This is a genomic window from Halomonas sp. 3F2F, from assembly GCF_014897805.1.
Taxonomy (GTDB): domain Bacteria; phylum Pseudomonadota; class Gammaproteobacteria; order Pseudomonadales; family Halomonadaceae; genus Vreelandella.
The window spans coordinates 34,708-51,564 of the sequence record NZ_JABUZE010000065.1 but is presented as its reverse complement, the minus strand read 5'-3'; the positions used below and the strand labels follow the sequence as shown (position 1 = coordinate 51,564).

Annotated in this window: 15 protein-coding genes; 7 read left to right on the top strand and 8 right to left on the bottom strand. The window is 57.2% G+C overall.

The genetic code is table 11. From position 1 onward, the window contains the following. Positions 1–164: 164 nt before the first annotated feature. Positions 165–1,220: a substrate-binding domain-containing protein gene (locus INT21_RS07410; protein WP_193061110.1), complete on the bottom strand. Its 1,056-nt coding sequence runs from the start codon at positions 1,218–1,220 to the stop codon at positions 165–167. Positions 1,221–1,349: 129 nt separating this feature from the next. On the opposite strand from INT21_RS07410, the gene INT21_RS07405 reads away from it, so the two are divergent. Genes INT21_RS07405 through INT21_RS07385 form a run of 5 tightly spaced genes read left to right on the top strand, consistent with a single transcriptional unit; the run spans position 1,350 to position 7,360 of the window. Next, positions 1,350–1,844, top strand: a complete 495-nt coding sequence (locus INT21_RS07405; protein WP_193061111.1) for a formate dehydrogenase subunit gamma — start codon at positions 1,350–1,352, stop codon at positions 1,842–1,844. After that, complete coding sequence (locus INT21_RS07400; RefSeq protein ID WP_193061112.1) at positions 1,841–3,397, top strand: formate dehydrogenase beta subunit; 1,557 nt, start codon at positions 1,841–1,843, stop codon at positions 3,395–3,397. Before INT21_RS07405 ends, INT21_RS07400 begins: the two co-directional genes overlap by 4 nt. After that, positions 3,394–6,285: a formate dehydrogenase subunit alpha gene (gene fdhF, locus INT21_RS07395; protein ID WP_193061113.1), complete on the top strand. Its 2,892-nt coding sequence runs from the start codon at positions 3,394–3,396 to the stop codon at positions 6,283–6,285. Before INT21_RS07400 ends, fdhF begins: the two co-directional genes overlap by 4 nt. Then, positions 6,282–7,109 carry a formate dehydrogenase accessory sulfurtransferase FdhD gene (fdhD, locus tag INT21_RS07390; RefSeq protein ID WP_193061114.1) on the top strand — a complete coding sequence of 276 codons (828 nt, stop codon included), beginning with the start codon at positions 6,282–6,284 and terminating at the stop codon, positions 7,107–7,109. Before fdhF ends, fdhD begins: the two co-directional genes overlap by 4 nt. Before the next feature lie 11 nt (positions 7,110–7,120). Continuing rightward, positions 7,121–7,360: a formate dehydrogenase subunit delta gene (locus INT21_RS07385; RefSeq protein WP_193061115.1), complete on the top strand. Its 240-nt coding sequence runs from the start codon at positions 7,121–7,123 to the stop codon at positions 7,358–7,360. A 69-nt stretch (positions 7,361–7,429) separates the two neighbouring features. Here the strand turns inward: INT21_RS07385 and ureG are convergent, their stop codons facing one another. The 6 genes from ureG to INT21_RS07355 all read right to left on the bottom strand — a co-directional run bounded on the left by ureG (position 7,430) and on the right by INT21_RS07355 (position 11,947). Then, positions 7,430–8,062, bottom strand: coding sequence for an urease accessory protein UreG (gene ureG, locus INT21_RS07380; RefSeq protein WP_038479289.1), 633 nt, complete (start codon positions 8,060–8,062; stop codon positions 7,430–7,432). 40 nt (positions 8,063–8,102) lie between these two features. Continuing rightward, positions 8,103–8,825 (bottom strand): urease accessory protein UreF, encoded by a 723-nt coding sequence (locus INT21_RS07375; protein WP_193061145.1) that lies wholly within the window; start codon positions 8,823–8,825, stop codon positions 8,103–8,105. Then, positions 8,815–9,366, bottom strand: coding sequence for an urease accessory protein UreE (ureE, locus tag INT21_RS07370; RefSeq protein WP_193085026.1), 552 nt, complete (start codon positions 9,364–9,366; stop codon positions 8,815–8,817). Before ureE ends, INT21_RS07375 begins: the two co-directional genes overlap by 11 nt. Before the next feature lie 207 nt (positions 9,367–9,573). Further along, on the bottom strand, positions 9,574–11,289 hold the full coding sequence (gene ureC, locus INT21_RS07365; protein WP_193061117.1) for an urease subunit alpha: 1,716 nt from the start codon (positions 11,287–11,289) through the stop codon (positions 9,574–9,576). After that, positions 11,286–11,606, bottom strand: coding sequence for an urease subunit beta (locus INT21_RS07360; protein ID WP_193061146.1), 321 nt, complete (start codon positions 11,604–11,606; stop codon positions 11,286–11,288). Before INT21_RS07360 ends, ureC begins: the two co-directional genes overlap by 4 nt. Positions 11,607–11,644: 38 nt before the next feature. Continuing rightward, positions 11,645–11,947 carry an urease subunit gamma gene (locus tag INT21_RS07355; RefSeq protein ID WP_009723133.1) on the bottom strand — a complete coding sequence of 101 codons (303 nt, stop codon included), beginning with the start codon at positions 11,945–11,947 and terminating at the stop codon, positions 11,645–11,647. Positions 11,948–12,321: 374 nt separating this feature from the next. Between INT21_RS07355 and INT21_RS20655 the strand changes: the two genes are divergently transcribed. Continuing rightward, positions 12,322–13,257 carry a helix-turn-helix transcriptional regulator gene (locus tag INT21_RS20655; protein ID WP_193068234.1) on the top strand — a complete coding sequence of 312 codons (936 nt, stop codon included), beginning with the start codon at positions 12,322–12,324 and terminating at the stop codon, positions 13,255–13,257. A gap of 127 nt (positions 13,258–13,384) precedes the next feature. Next, positions 13,385–15,547, top strand: coding sequence for a TonB-dependent alcaligin siderophore receptor FauA (gene fauA, locus INT21_RS07345; RefSeq protein WP_193060884.1), 2,163 nt, complete (start codon positions 13,385–13,387; stop codon positions 15,545–15,547). Positions 15,548–15,598: 51 nt separating this feature from the next. Here the strand turns inward: fauA and ltrA are convergent, their stop codons facing one another. After that, on the bottom strand, positions 15,599–16,849 hold the full coding sequence (gene ltrA, locus INT21_RS07340) for a group II intron reverse transcriptase/maturase (RefSeq protein ID WP_226930607.1): 1,251 nt from the start codon (positions 16,847–16,849) through the stop codon (positions 15,599–15,601). Positions 16,850–16,857 lie beyond the last annotated feature (8 nt).

Sequence of the window (16,857 nt, the reverse complement as noted above, 5' to 3'; positions counted from 1 at the left end):
AAGGATGGCCCGTTTTAGCAAGCCGCTAGCCACCTATTTTTGACTGCGCTGCCCCCTATTGGGGCAGCGCAGTTTTTTATGGTGGGCACGATTGCCATCATCAGCCGCTGCCAGCCCCCGCCTCTAAACACTGGGTGATAAACGTCGAACCGCCTTCCCCAACGTCATAAGAAATCAGGAATTTCAATAACACTACCGCATTGATGGGGACTATAGCCCGGCAAACGATGCACCGCTTCTTGAAAGGAATCGCTACGTAACGCCTGCAAGAAGTCATCGAACTTCGGCTCCTTTAAGGAGTGATAGTGACAGGCCAATACGTAGTCCTCAGTGGCTAACGGCACAAAATCAAGCCCAAACCGTTGCGCGGCAGCCGCTACACCAAAGCCGGTATCCGCCATTCCCGCAGCGACATAGGCCGCCACCGCTGAGTGGGTATACTCCTCAATTTCGTAACCATCCACGTTGGTTGCTGAAATGCCGGCTTCGGCCAGCAGGTTGTCTAACAGCTCCCGGGTACCCGACGATGCCTGACGGTTTATAAACCGTACCGGCCTGTTGGCCAGAGCGGCAACGCCATCAATTTCCAGTGGGTTACCCGGCGCCACCATTAACCCCTGTTGACGTGCGATAAATCCCATTAGTCGATGATTGCGGGGCTTGAGCAGACGACGGTATTTGCGTCGCGCCTTCTCACCCACGTTACCCCGGGGTAGGTGGCAGCCCGCCAGATCACAGCTATTGCGGTTAAGCGCGGCTAGCGCTTCCAAAGGGCTGCAGTACTGCAGGTCTAGCTGGAGCTCACCCAGATGTTGTGGCAATAGCTCTATCGCAAAACCATGGCTGGCATGCAGGCGCAGAACGGGTTGAATACCTTCCTGGTGCTGTTGGATAGCAAGATTAAGCTCAGATCCCAGGCTATCAAGCTGTGGGCTTAACCGAGCAGTGGCTCGCTGTTCGGCCCATAGCAACTTTTCCCCCAGCGGCGATAACCGCGCCCCGCGCCCACGCTCAAGTTCAACAAGCGAGACACCAAAAAACTCCCCGCCCTGGCGCAGTAAATTCCACGCGTGACGATAGGAAATCCCTGCTTCCTCGGCGGCAAGAGTCAACTTGCCATGACGATGCACTGCCCCCAGCAGGCGCAAAAGGTTGGTATCGAGCCGATGCCCATCGTCATCGCTAAAGCACCAGGTGGGCGTTACCTTGATTCTTTTCATAGGCACACTATTTCATATTTTTAAGTCGATAACTTGATGCTAGCTTTGTCTTAACCGTGATGCACGCCTTTTTAAATATGAAAAGTAGTGCATATTTAAAACATAATAAGCAGTCGCGAGGCAGGCACCATGAACCATTCTCAGGAGTGGGCACCACAGGCTATTCAGGCCGAAGTCGACGCCCTGAAGCACAAGCCCGGCGCCCTACTGCCGATCCTCCATGCCCTCCAAAATCGTTTCGGGTTTATCCCCGAGGCAGCAGTCCCCATCATCGCTGAAGCGCTAAATCAAACCCGCGCCGAAGTACACGGTGTCATCAGCTTCTATCACCACTTTCGCACCGCGCCGCCAGGCCGCCACGTGGTTCAGATCTGCCGCGCCGAGGCCTGCCAGGCGGTGGGCGCACGCCAGCTCGAAGCCCATGCTAAGACGCGCCTAGGGGTCGATTACCATCAGACGACCGGCGACCGTGAGATCACCCTTGAAGCGGTGTACTGCCTGGGCAACTGCGCCTGCGGCCCGTCCATCCGTGTAGACGACAGCGTGCGCGGGCGGGTAACCCCTGAGGCCTTTGATGCACTGTTGGATGAGCTGCAAACCCGGCCGCTGGAGATAATGGCATGAGCATCCGCATATTCGTTCCTCGCGATACCACCGCACTGTCCCTGGGCGCTGATGCCGTCGCCAACCGATTGGAAAAAGAGCTAGCCGCCCGAGGCCAATCGATTTCCCTGGTGCGTAATGGCTCCCGCGGGCTTGCTTGGCTTGAGCCGCTGGTGGAAGTTGAGACGCCTATTGGGCGGTTCGCCTATGGTCCCGTCACCGTCAACGACGTCGCGGCGCTGCTCGACAGCGGCCTGTTAGAGGGTAACGTCAGCCATCCCCTGGCGCTGGGGCCCACAGAGGAGATTGACTACCTCGCCCGTCAGCAGCGCCTGACCTTCGCGCGTATCGGTATTACTGACCCGCTGTCGATTGAGGATTATCGCGCCCACAGCGGTTTTTGCGGCCTGGAGGCAGCGCTGCAGCGCGAACCGCAGGATATTGTCGAGGAAGTCAAAGCCTCCGGCCTGCGCGGGCGCGGCGGGGCCGCCTTCCCCACCGGTATCAAGTGGCAGACCGTGCTCGACACCCCTGCCGATCAGAAATATATCGTCTGCAATGCCGACGAGGGCGATTCCGGTACCTTCGCCGACCGGCTGGTAATGGAATGCGACCCTTACATGCTGATCGAGGGCATGGCGATTGCCGGGCTCGCGGTGCAAGCGACTCAGGGCTATATCTACCTGCGTTCTGAATATCCGCTTGCTAAGGAGGTGCTTGACGAGGCGATTGCCCGCGCCGAACAAGCTGGCTATCTGGGTGATAACCTGCGGGGCAGCGGTCGCGACTTTCACTTGGAAGTGCGTCTGGGCGCTGGCGCGTATATCTGCGGTGAAGAGACCTCCCTGCTCGAAAGCCTAGAAGGTAAGCGCGGCCTGGTGCGCTTCAAGCCACCACTGCCCGCCATTGAAGGACTATTTGGCCGTCCCACCGTGGTCAACAACGTGCTCTCGCTGGCTGCCGTACCCTTCATTCTTGCCGAAGGCGCCGAGGCCTACGCCACCCACGGCATGGGGCGCTCGCGAGGCACGCTGGCACTGCAACTGGCGGGCAACGTGAAGCACGGCGGGCTGGTAGAGCTGGCGTTCGGTACCACCCTGCGCACCCTGATGGAGACATTCGGCGGCGGCACGCTAAGCGGCAAACCACTACGCGCCGTGCAGGTGGGCGGCCCGCTAGGCGCTTACCTGCCGGAATCTCAGTGGGACTTGCCGCTGGACTACGAAGCCTTTGCTGCTGACAGCGCCGTACTGGGCCACGGTGGCGTAGTGATGTTTGACGAAAGCGTCGACATGGCTGAACAGGCGCGCTTCTCGATGGAGTTCTGCAAGGTGGAGTCCTGCGGTAAGTGTACACCTTGCCGTATTGGCTCAACCCGTGGCGTGGAAGTAATTGACCGTATCCGCGCCAACCAAAACCGCGAGGCCAACCTCGCCCTGCTCCATGACCTCTGCGAAACGATGGTGGATGGCTCGCTCTGTGCCATGGGTGGTATGACGCCCTTTCCAGTGCAAAGCGCCCTCGCGCATTTTCCTGATGATTTTCAGCGGACGGCGAACGGAGATAACTCATGATCAACCATTTCGACCCCCGTCAGCACTCTAGCAACGTCGAGTACAACAAAGACCTCGGTACGCCTTTCCCAGCCTCGGCTGCTGACGCTGCTTTGGTGAGCCTCAATATCGACGGTGTGACCATCAGCGTGCCAGAGGGCACCTCGGTACTCCGCGCCGCGGCACTGGCGGATATTAATATCCCCAAGCTCTGCGCTACTGACAGCCTGGAGCCTTTCGGCTCCTGCCGGTTGTGCGCGGTACAAGTAGAGGGACGACGAGGCATGCCCGCGGCCTGCACCACACCGGTGGCTGAAGGTATGAAGGTGACCACCCAAAACGAACGTCTGGCCAAGCTGCGGCGTAATGTGATGGAGCTATACATCTCGGACCACCCGCTGGACTGCCTGACCTGTCCCGCCAACGGCGACTGCGAACTGCAGGACATGGCCGGTAGTGTGGGGCTGCGCGAAGTGCGCTACGGGTTCGAAGGCGAGAACCATCTTGAAGCCGTCAAAGACGAAACCAACCCCTACTTCAGTTTCGATCCTAGCAAATGCATCGTCTGCTCACGCTGTGTGCGCGCCTGCGAAGAGGTGCAGGGCACCTTTGCCTTGACCATCGATGGCCGCGGATTTGAATCCAAGGTGTCAGCGGGGCAGGCCGACTCGTTCATGGATTCAGACTGTGTTTCCTGCGGTGCCTGCGTTCAGGCCTGCCCAACAGCCACGCTGATGGAAAAGAGCGTCATCGACCACGGTGTTCCCGAGCACAGCGTCGTGACCACTTGTGCTTACTGCGGTGTGGGCTGCTCGTTCGAAGCGCAAATGAAAGGCGACCAGTTGGTACGCATGGTGCCCTACAAGGGCGGCGATGCTAACCATGGCCACTCTTGTGTCAAGGGCCGCTTCGCCTTTGGCTACGCCACCCACCCGGATCGCCTGACCACACCGATGATCCGCGACAGCATCGACCAACCCTGGCGCGAGGCCAGCTGGGAAGAGGCGATCCGCTTTGCCGCTAGCCGCTTGAAAGCGATTCAGGCCGAGCACGGCCGCGAGAGCATCGGCGGTATCACCTCATCGCGCTGTACCAACGAAGAGACCTATTTGGTGCAGAAGCTGATTCGCGCCGCGTTCGGCAACAACAACACCGACACCTGCGCGCGGGTCTGCCACTCGCCCACTGGCTACGGCTTGAAGACCACGCTGGGCGAATCCGCCGGTACCCAAACCTTTGACTCAGTCATGCAGGCCGATGCGATTATCGTGATTGGCGCCAACCCCACCGACGCCCACCCAGTGTTTGGTTCGCTGATGCGCAAACGCTTGCGCCAGGGGGCGAAGCTGATCGCCGCCGACCCTCGCCGCATCGACCTTCTAAAGACCCCGCACATGAGCGAGGCCCAACATCTGCCGCTGCGCCCGGGCACCAATGTGGCGTTGATCAACGCCCTCGGCCACGTGGTGGTCACCGAAGGTCTTGAAGACCAGACATTCGTGGCCAAGCGCTGCGATACCGAGGCCTATCACAGCTGGCGCACCTTTATCAGTGAGCCACGCCACTCCCCGGAAGCCAGCGAAGCGATTACCGGCGTGCCCGCCGAAGCCGTACGCCAAGCGGCGCGCACCTATGCTAAAGCAGCTAATGGCGCCATCTACTACGGCTTGGGTGTGACCGAACACAGTCAGGGCTCCACCATGGTGATGGGAATCGCCAACTTAGCCATGGCTACCGGCAATATTGGCCGGGAAGGTGTCGGTGTGAATCCGCTGCGCGGTCAAAACAATGTGCAGGGCTCCTGCGACATGGGCTCCTTCCCCCACGAGTTGCCGGGCTACCAGCACGTGGCCGACCCCATCGCCCGCGGCCGCTTTGAGTCCGTGTGGGGCGTGAAACTCGACGACGAGCCGGGGCTGCGCATTCCCAATATGTTCGACGCCGCCATCGAAGGTACCTTTAAAGCGCTCTACGTGCAGGGCGAGGACATCGCCCAATCCGACCCCAACACCCAACACGTTGAGGCGGCACTACGCTCGCTGGACTGCCTGATCGTGCAAGATATTTTCCTCAACGAAACGGCCAAGTTCGCCCACGTGCTGCTGCCCGGTTCAAGCTTTCTGGAAAAAAACGGCACTTTCACCAACGCCGAACGGCGCATCAACCGGGTGCGCAAAGTGATGCCAGCGCTTGCTGGTAAGGAAGACTGGGAAATCACTCAGGACCTGGCCAATGCGCTGGGCTACCCGATGCACTACGCCCATCCGTCCGAGATCATGGACGAGATCGCCCAGTTAACGCCAAGCTTTGCGGGCGTCAGCTACGCCAAGCTGGAGGAGCGCGGCAGTCTGCAGTGGCCCTGCAACGCCGAGTACCCGTTGGGCATGCCAACCATGCACGAGGTTGACTTCCCCATTGGCCTGGGGCGCTTTGCGATTACCGAGTACGTGGCCACTGAAGAGCGCGCTAACCGCCGCTTCCCACTACTGCTCACCACCGGGCGGATTCTCAGCCAATACAACGTGGGCGCCCAGACCCGGCGTACCGACAACCAGCGCTGGCACGACGAGGATGTATTGGAACTGCATCCCTCTGATGCGGAACTGCGCGGCGTGCGTGACGGCGACTGGTTGGGCATTACCAGCCGCTCGGGCCAGACGGTGCTACGCGCAAGGCTCAGCGAACGCATGCAGCCGGGGGTGGTTTACACCACCTTCCACCACCCCGGCAGCGGCGCTAACGTTATCACAACGGATAACTCGGACTGGGCTACCAACTGTCCGGAATATAAAGTCACTGCGGTACAGGTGGAAAAAGTCAGCCAACCCTCTGCCTGGCAGCAGCGCTTTAACACTTTCGACCTGATCCAGCGTGACCATCTGGCCAACGCTCATCAGGAGGCGCCATGAGCACCCACCACACACGCGACGCGGTAGCGCGCCAGCCGGTGGAGGTGCGTCGGGGCGCTAACGGCTGGTACACCGATACTCAGGAGGACCTACTGGCCTTAGAAAGGCCAGTAGCACTGGTCTACAACGGCATCTCCCATGCGGTGATGATGGCAAGCCCCGCCGACCTTGAGGATTTTGCCCTCGGCTTTAGCCTTTCCGAAGGTATCCTGGCCAATATCACCGAGTGCTATGACCTCGATATCCACGAAGCGCCTCAGGGCCTCACCGTTCACCTCACCATTGCCAGCCAACGGATAGCTGAGCTCAAGCAGCGGCGGCGCAGCCTAACAGGGCGTACCGGCTGCGGCCTGTGCGGCACCGAAGCCCTGGAACAAGCCATTCGTCCGATCCCCTCTGTCGTGGCACCGTCGCTTAGCGATGCTGCCATTCAGCGCTCCCTGCAGCAATTGGCCACCCACCAGCCGCTGCAAGCAGCCACTGGCGCTAGCCACGGTGCCGCCTGGTGCGATACCCAGGGTCGCCTCCTACGGCTACGCGAGGATATCGGCCGCCACAACGCGTTGGACAAACTGATCGGCGCCCTCGCCCGCGAAGCTGTTCCCCTCGAAGAAGGGTTCGCGCTAGTCACCAGCCGCGCCAGCTACGAGATGGTGCACAAGTGCGCTAGCGCGGGCATCGGCGCACTGGTGGCTGTCTCGGCGGCCACCGCGCTGGCCGTGGAACAGGCCCAAGCGTCAGGCCTACTACTGGCAGGCTTTGCGCGGCCTGGTCGCCACTTGATTTACCACCGCCCCATTACAACGGCTCTTGCCCACGGCTGAGGAGACACTCAATGTCGACGCATAACGATAAAAACCTGATTCACATGATTAACCAAATCGCCGTGAACTTGCGCAGCGGCCACGACGAAGAAACGGCGGCAACAGCCATCTGTCGACACCTGGAAACCTTCTGGGCAAGACCAATGAAACAGCGCCTGGTGGCCTCACTGGAACGTGAGGATGATGAACTGTCACCGTTGGCACGGCGCGCTGCGTTGTTGTTGGCTGAGCGACAAACCCGCTCGACATAGTGGCTTGCCACTTGGCAAGCCACTGCTAGCGAGTACTTGTTATTTTATTGCAGCAACTTTTTCTACCGATTATGCCGTTGCCGCCTGGGGCCGACGCTCATCCAGCATGCCTTTGTCGAGAATAAAGCGGATGATCTCTTCAAGGCCTACCCCATCGTAGAGGTTGGTAAACACAAAGGGACGCTCGCCGCGCATTTTCTTCGAATCCCGCTCCATCACCTCAAGAGAGGCATGTACTTGCTCGGCAATATCAATCTTGTTGATAATCAGCAGGTCTGACTTGGTAATACCTGGCCCGCCTTTACGGGGGATCTTATCGCCTGCGGAAACGTCAATCACGTAAAGCGTGAGATCAGAAAGCTCGGGGCTGAACGTCGCAGAGAGGTTGTCACCGCCGGACTCCACCAGCACCAGCTCTAGTTTTGGATGGCGAGCGTGTAGCTCGTCGATGGCCGCCAGGTTCATCGAGGCATCTTCGCGAATGGCGGTATGCGGGCAGCCACCGGTTTCCACACCTAAGATGCGGTCAGCAGGCAGCGCATCATGCTTGAGCAGAAAGTCGGCGTCTTCGCGGGTGTATATGTCGTTGGTTACGACGGCGATATCGTAGTAATCCCGTAGTGCCGAACAAAGCTGCTTAAGCAGTGCCGTTTTGCCGGAACCCACCGGGCCACCCACACCTACACGTAAACAGTGCGTCATTGTTATCTCCTACTCATAAGCGTTTGAAATAGCTAAGCGTTTAACTTCTAAACAAGCGTGAATATTGTGTTTCGTGCAGAGCGCTGGCCAGCGCCACGCCGGGCAGTATCGGGCCAAGATCATCATCTTCCAGCAACAGTGCTTGGTCGACGGCCTCCACCAGTTCCCCGCGCAGCTGTTCAATCACCCGCTGGGCGGCGGTATGGCCCAGGGGAAGTGCTTTGCAGGCCACTGCCAGTTGGTTTTCCAGCCACGCCCAGCCAAACCCTAATAGCGCTTGGCGCGGGGGCACACGGCGCATAAAAGCGGCGTAGCTAAATAGCGTCACATAGCCTGCATGGGCAGGTAGTAAAGGCGGCAGACAGCCTTCACTTCGCTCATCCTGGCGGGGTAATAAGTCCAGACTGCCCAGCAGACGTTTGAGTGAAGCGCCCAAGCGGCTATCCTCAGCGGCTAATTCAGCGGTTTCGCGGGTAGCCGCCAACCACTCGTCCCACTGGGCGATTGCATCGCTGTCCTGCTGCTCAAGGGCGGTGTAAAAGCGCGCGATCAGCGGCAGTTCACAGCGGGTTAGGCCATCTTCCAGTACGCCAGAAAGCCACTCAGAAAGGCTTTGTTCATCACTTACCCAGCCCAGTTCAAAGGCACTTTCCAGCCCTTGGGAAAACGCAAAGGCACCGATGGGTAGCGCGGGGCTGACCAGTTGCATTAGCCCTAGCAGGGCTAAGTCATGGCTTTCTAGCGCGGCACGTTCAGTGGGCATGGTGGTGCTCATGCGCATGGTCGTGGTCGTGGTCGTGGTCGTGGTCGTGGTCGTGGTCGTGGGAATGAGCATGCCCGTGGCTATGCGAATGCCCACCGCCCACTTGGTTGTACGCGCCGGGTTCGGGGTCGAAAGTAGCGTTGTGGTGCTCGAGCGTCGCGCCCAAAAGCTCGGCCAGCTCTTCGAGCACGTGGTCGGGGGGGAAGCGCACCCAGCCGCCCTGCTCATCTTCACCCAGCGCGAGCTGCACATGGCGATTGCCAAGATGATACGCCAGCCGCGCCAGGGGTAAGCCAGTGCTCACTCGCGCGGTGACGACCGGTTCGATAGCGGCACACACGCGGACGACCTCGCCACTCTCGGCCTTCAGGCCCTCACCATCGCGCAGCACCGGACCACGGTCTAGAAACAGCCCCAGCTCGCGGCCGCTATCGCTTTGGGCTTTTAGGCGCCCGCGAATGCGCAGCTCAAAGGGCAGCGTCAGCGTGTCGCTGGCGGTGCTTTCGTCTATCGGCCCTAAACGTTCTATCAGTTTCAACATGACTACCGTCCTTTCGCTATCTATGCGGCTGTGGCGGGGGTAGGCCTACGAGAGGGCGCTGTGAATACCTCCCTATACGCTACTTTTGCCATCTGACCTCCATGGACGGAGGGAATGCCGGAAATGTAGGGAACATTTTCCGGCCATGGCAAAAGACCCTCTCTACGGCCTACCCCCGCCACCTCTACCTCAACTAAATAGCCTTAATCAAAACAAATGATACCGCTGCGCCAGTGGTAGCTCGGTCGCTGGCTCGCAGGTGAGTAGCTCGCCATCGCAGCGCACTTCATAGGTTTGTGGGTCAACGGTTAGCTTTGGGCAGGCGTCGTTGAGCTTCATATCTTTTTTGCGCACGCCGCGTACGTTTTTACAGGCGGAAAGCGTGCTCTGCAGGCCCAGACGCTCTTTAATGCCTGCGTCAATCGCCGCTTGGCTCACGAAGTTGAGCCGCGTTTGGCTGGCGGCCTTTCCAAACGCCCCAAACATAAAGCGATAATGCACCGGCTGAGGGGTAGGAATAGACGCATTGGGGTCGCCCATGGGCGCCGCCGCAATCATGCCGCCTTTTAAAATCAGCGAGGGCTTTACACCGAAAAATGCCGGTTTCCAGAGCACTAAATCAGCCAGTTTGCCAACTTCGATGGAGCCCACCTCATGGGCAATGCCATGGGTAATCGCAGGGTTAATAGTGTATTTGGCGATATAGCGCTTGGCGCGCAGGTTATCAGCACCCAATGCTTCATCTTCGGGCAATAAACCGCGCTGCACTCTCATTTTATGGGCCGTTTGCCAGGTACGGCAGACCACTTCGCCCACTCGCCCCATGGCTTGGGAATCCGAGGCAATCATCGAGATCACGCCCAAGTCGTGGAGAATATCTTCGGCGGCGATCGTTTCACGGCGAATACGTGAGTCGGCAAAGGCCACATCTTCGGGAATGTTGGGGTCCAAGTGGTGGCAAACCATCAACATATCCAGGTGTTCGTCGATGGTGTTAACCGTATAAGGCCGCGTCGGGTTAGTGGAAGACGGCAGCACATACTCTTTTGAGCAGGCGGTCAGGATATCCGGCGCGTGACCGCCGCCCGCCCCTTCGGTGTGATAGGTATGAATGCCACGCTCTTTAAACGCCGCCAGGGTGTCTTCCACAAAGCCGGATTCGTTGAGTGTGTCGGTGTGGATCGCGATCTGCACATCATACTTCTCTGCCACACTGAGGCAGTTATCAATGGAAGCAGGCGTGGTGCCCCAGTCTTCGTGGAGTTTAAGCCCCATGGCCCCGGCTTCCAGCTGCGCTTCCAACGCTTCCGGCAAGCTGGCGTTGCCTTTGCCCAACAGGCCAATATTCATCGGCAGGTCGTCCACGGCTTGCAGCATTCTGCCAATATGCCAAGCACCGGGAGTGCATGTGGTGGCGTTGGAGCCAGTCGCCGGACCAGTGCCGCCGCCCAGCATGGTGGTCACGCCGCTCATCAGCGCTTCTTCTACCTGTTGGGGGCAAATAAAGTGAATATGCGCGTCGATGCCTCCAGCGGTAAGAATCTTGCCTTCGCCTGAGATAATTTCAGTGCCGGGGCCAATCACTATATCTACATCGGGCTGGGTGTCGGGGTTGCCTGCCTTGCCAATCGCTGCAATGCGCCCGTTTTGCAGGCCGACATCGGCTTTCACAATGCCCCACCAGTCTAAAATCAGCGCATTGGTAATCACCGTATCCATCACCGTGGCGTCGTTACGCTGGCTTTGGCCCATACCATCGCGGATGACCTTACCGCCGCCGAACTTCACCTCATCGCCGTAGTGGGTAGCGTCTTGCTCCACTTCGATCCACAGTTCGGTATCGCCCAGGCGCACGCGGTCGCCCACGGTGGGGCCATACATATCGGCGTAGGCTTGCCGACTGATTTTGTTAACCGGCTTCATTGTTTATCTCCATCGAGCGCACCCATCACATCGCCACGGAAGCCGTAAATTTCGCGCTTACCGACGAAGGGAATTAGCGTGACCTCGCGGGTCTGGCCTGGCTCAAAGCGAATCGCGGTGCCCGCTGCCACGTCTAAGCGAAAACCTCGAGTTTTCGTGCGATCAAACACCAGCGCGGGGTTGGCTTCCGCGAAGTGGTAGTGGGAACCGATCTGAATGGGGCGGTCGCCGGTATTGGCCACTTCGACGCTAATCCGCTCGCGGCCCACGCATAGCTCAATATCACCGTCTTTTAACTGGTACTGTCCTGGAATCATTGGGCCGGAAATCATGGCAGCCTCCTGGTTGCTGACGACTAGTTGATTGGCGTGTGAACGGTCACAAGCTTGGTGCCGTCCGGAAAGGTGGCTTCTACCTGCACCTCATCCACCATTTCCGCCACGCCATCCATGACGTCATCACGGCTAAGGATTTCACGGCCGTAGCTCATTAAGTCGGCGACACTTCTGCCGTCACGGGCACCTTCGATAATTTCAAAGCTGATCAGCGCGACGGCCTCGGGGTAGTTAAGCTTTAGGCCGCGTGCTTTGCGGCGCTCGGCAAGCTGGGCAGCAGAAAACAGCAGCAGCTTATCTTTGTCTCGCGGGGTCAGTTCCATGGGGGCTCCATTGGCTCGATCAGTGGCAGCGCTCAACAGAAACGACGGTGTAGGATTTGGAACAACGCTCCCAGACTATCGAAACCGAGCACGCCTATTTGAAGCAATGCAGCGCAACCGCCGTACCAAAATGGTGAATAGAAAAAATAGTTATTATTATTCAATAGCTTGAAAAATATCGACTTTCTCTTATTCGCACCAAAATTGCACCATGCTAATTAACCAGCCCCTTCTTCGCACCAAAGAAGTGCAATTAAAAAGCCTCACTTAGCATTAACTATCAAATAATAATAAAACACATTACTATTTGCGCGCGTCTTTTAAATAAGGCTTTTTTTGGGCCTCTATTTCTACACCAGGTTGAGACACACCACGTGACCATCAGCACCCGCTATACCGTTGATCATTTTTTAGGCTACGGACGCCGATACAGTATCGATTACTGCTTTCCCATTACTTCCAACGCTGCCTGCACGCCGAAAACATCGATCGCCCAAGGGCGCGTAGAAGAAGTTAGCCTAGCGGCGGGTGTGGAGCTTTTTATTTCCGATTTGGATGTGCTGCGACCTTATCAATCGTTCTCTAAGGACAATACCGACCTGCTGATTGTGGTGATGTTAGAGGGCTGCGCACATTTCGATATTGATGGCCAAAAGCGTTGGATAACGGCAGGGGAAGCTTGCTGGCTAAGGCTGGACACAGGTTTAACGCTAAGCGCTTTTCATCCTGCTAATCAACGGCTTCGCACGCTATGCCTATCGCTCGACGCATCAGCGATGCACGCTTGGTATGGTGCTCACATCTCATCAGCGTCCCCCCATGTCTGGCAACTCAGCCCTGGGTTACAGCTAACCATCGATGAAGCATGCGGTACTTCCAGTAGCGCAGAGTCACAGCGCATGCGCTTTCAAGGATTAGCACTGCAAATCATCGCCCAGGGGCTGGACGGCCGTTCGCCATATACGGCTGACAGTGGCGCACTGTACCGACAGCGCTTGGCGCTGATACGCCGCTGGCTGGATGAAGAGCCGTCGTTTGACCACACGCTGCAACGCTTAGCGGAACGCGCGGCCATGAGCCCAAGTACGCTAATGCGGCATTTCAAGCTGGCTTACGGCCTAGCGCCCATCGACTATTTGCGCAAGCGTCGGCTTGCGTTAGCCCGCGAGCTGCTGCTGAGCGGCCACAGCGTTCAACAAGCGGCACATTTAAGTGGCTACCGTCATGCCAGCAACTTTATTACTGCATTCAAGAAAAACTACGGTATCTCGCCGGGTGCTTTGACGGAAAGTTCCCTGAAACGCTCCTAAAACGATACGGCTGACGTTTGCGCATAATCAATTGCGCGGCGGGCATAACCGCCCGCCCATCATAAGTGGAATAATTCTCATTATGAAATATTAACTACTAGCAACATCCACTTTGGAAAACCGCTCCATGCCATTGTTATATCGATCAACATGCACTGCACTTATTCTTGCCTACCCTTTGCTTGCCTTTGCTGAAGCTCCTGACGAAACATTGGACAATTTGCTAGTGACCGGTGAGCGCCTCAGCACCAGCAGTGAAGGCACTCAGCGCTACACAGTTCCCGCTAGCCGCAGTGCGGTCGGGCTGTCATTAACACCACGCGAGACGCCCCAATCAACAAGTGTTATTACTCGCCAGCACATCGACGACCGTGCGGCACAGACAGGCGGTGATGTGTTAGCCCAAGTACCCGGTGTTTCGCCAAGCCGAGCTGACAGTAACCGGATTAGCTATGCCGCACGTGGTTTCTCGATACGTAGCGTACAGTTTGACGGACTCAGCATTCCGCTCAGCGGTTTCTGGAATTTTGGCGATACCGACTGGGATGCGGCGATTTATGATCGTGTTGAAGTAGTGCGCGGAGCAACCGGTTTATTGACCGGCGCTGGCGAACCATCGGCAAGCGTTAACTTTATTCGCAAACGCCCGTTGTCCGAAGCGGCTGCCTCTGTTTCCGCAGGCCTCGGCCGTTGGGACCGGCGCCGCATCACGGCGGATGTGTCTGTCCCATTAAGCAGCAATGGCACGACAGGGGCCCGCTTTGTCGTAGCCAAAGGCCAGAACGATAGCTTTATCTCTCATCTCGAAGATGACCATGAGACGCTTTACGGTGTTATCAGTAGCGAGCTTACCCCCGCTACTCAATTAACCGTAGGGGTTGAATATCAGCACAACGAGACGCTCGGCGCGGGGGCCAGTGTCCCGGCTTTTTATGCTGACGGCAGCCGCACGGACTTTGACCGCAGCGCATCTAACAACACCGACTGGTCAACGTTTTACAACGAGACCACTCGCGTGTTCGCTGATCTTAGCCACCAACTGGATAACGGCTGGACGTTACGCGCCGCGGTCAGCCATAACGATGGTAACTATGGCCTAGAGTACCTTTATCGCGGCGGTTTCCCAGACAGGGAGACAGGCCTTGGTATGTCCAGCTCCTTCTTAAATTACCGCGGCAACCGCACTCAACAAACCGTTAACGTAACGGCCGAAGGTGATTTCAGCTTATTTGGCCGCCAACACGAGCTGGGCTTTGGCTGGATGCATAACGAAGATGACTTTGAGATAAAACTGGCCACCCCGGTTGGCACGCCGCCTTCCGCGGGTAGTTACCTTAATTGGCGAGACAGTGTGGTGGCCAAGCCTCAGTGGGGGCAATTCAACAGCTCAGATAATATGCAGGTAACGCAAAGCGGCGGCTTTATGGTGTCGCGCTTTTCGTTGAGTGATCCGCTTAATCTTATTCTTGGTGCACGCCTGAGCGACTGGGAATTAGATCAGACTTACTATGGGTCTGAGCGGCAATACCGATACAGCAATGAAATAACGCCTTATGCAGGCATTATCTACGATATTAATGACTATACCTCTGTTTACGCGAGTTATACCGAGATTTTTCAGTCTCAGAATGCCCGCCGTGAGAATGGCTCTCTGCTGGACCCTATTCAGGGTCGCAGCTATGAACTGGGGGCTAAGGCAACCCTTCTGAACGGCCACTTGGATAGCAGTATTGCACTGTTTAGAACAGAGCAAAACGGTGTGGCCGAAGCCATTCCTGGCGTTGATGTGATCGGCCAGCCGGGTACGTCCGCCCATCGCAGTGTTGATGGTAATCAGGTCAATGGCGTTGAAGTCGAATTGATTGGTGAAGTGGCCTCTGGCTGGAATGTGAGCGCCAGCTACGCGCTAGCCAATGCAGAAAATTCCGACGGCGAGCGGACCAATACGACCCATCCGCGCCAACAGGTCAAACTGTTTACCACTTACCAACTACCGGGTGCATGGAGTGGCTTAACACTGGGCGGCGGGGCTCGTTGGCAAAGCGATATTTGGCGGAACACATCTAGCCCCAATGGACAGGTTAAGGTTGGGCAAGACGCTTACGCCGTTGCTGACCTGATGGCACGCTACCGTTTCAACGATCAATTAAGCGCGCAGTTGAACATCAACAACGTGTTTGACCAGGACTACTACGAGCAAATTGGTTTCTACAGCCAGTACTGGCTTGGCGAACCGCGTAGTGCCGCTATGTCAATCAACTGGGATTGGATCGGGTCGGAGGGGAGCTAGTCCCCGTCCGCCCACACCACCTGGCATACGGATCCGTACCACGGCGGTTGGTCAAGTGTTGGCAAACCGCTCCATATAAAAGCGCACACCACGGAAGCCTCGCTTGTGCCACCAGCGGTTATTCATCGCGAACCGCGTATGATGGAGTTGGGCCAGAAACCACCAGCGTTTGTGCTGACAGTATCCTTTCGCCTCATCCACAGGGAGCCCGAGTTCGATCATTTTCCTCACTCGGGTTCTCGGTTTAAACCACTGTTTCATCAGGTACATGCGTAGTCGGCTTCGTATCCAGCTGTCGATATCAGCAAATAAGCGGCGTGTCTCTGCCAACCGAAAGTAGCTTGTCCAGCCTCGAATATATCGATCGAGACGGGCAAGCTTCACCTCAATGGCTTCGCGATCATGCCCGCGGGTCAGTTGCCTGATCCGTTTCTTGAAGCGTTTGATCGTCTCATTACTGCAGCGGATGCGCGGATTAGCCTTTCCAACAAAGCTGTACCCGAGAAAATTGCTGCGTGAGACAGAGACGACGCGGCTCTTCTCCCGATTTACCGGGAGTTTGAGTCGTGTTTCGAGAAAGGCGGTCACGTTGTCCTTGACTCGGTGGCCCGCTCGACGGCTTTGGACGTAGATCTGGCAGTCATCGGCATATCGGCAGAACCGGTGGCCTCTGGCATCCAGTTTCTTGTCCAGATCGTCAAGTAGGATATTACTAAGCAACGGACTCAAGGGCGATCCTTGCGGTGTGCCTTTCTCTCGCTGACTAACGAAACCCCCCATCATCATTCCGGCCTGAAGGTAGCGACGGATCACACCAAGCAAACGCTTGTCGTGAATACGTTTTGCTAGCCTGGCCATCAAAAGATCGTGGTTGACCTGGTCAAAGAATTTCTCCAAATCAATATCGACCACTATCGTGTAACCCTGTTTGGCGTAGTCATGAGCCTGCTCAATTGCTTGCCAGGCATTACGGCCTGGTCTGAAGCCAAAGCTTGAGTCAGAGAAATCCTTCTCGTAGTGAGGGCTGAGCACTTGATGGATGGCTTGCTGGATTAAGCGGTCTAACACGTTAGGGATGCCCAGCATACGGTGCTTGCCATTGCCCTTCGGAATGTAGACCGTTCTCACCGAACCTGGCTGATAAGCGCCTGATTGAAGGGTTTCCTTGACCCCCGGCCACGCCTCCTTCAAATAGGATTCGGTGTCCTCAATGGTGCGTGCATCGGGGCCAGCGGCCCCTTTATTGCGCTGCACCCGGTTCCATGCCGCCGCCATATTGGCACTTTCAAGCACATCGTCCATGGAGACCG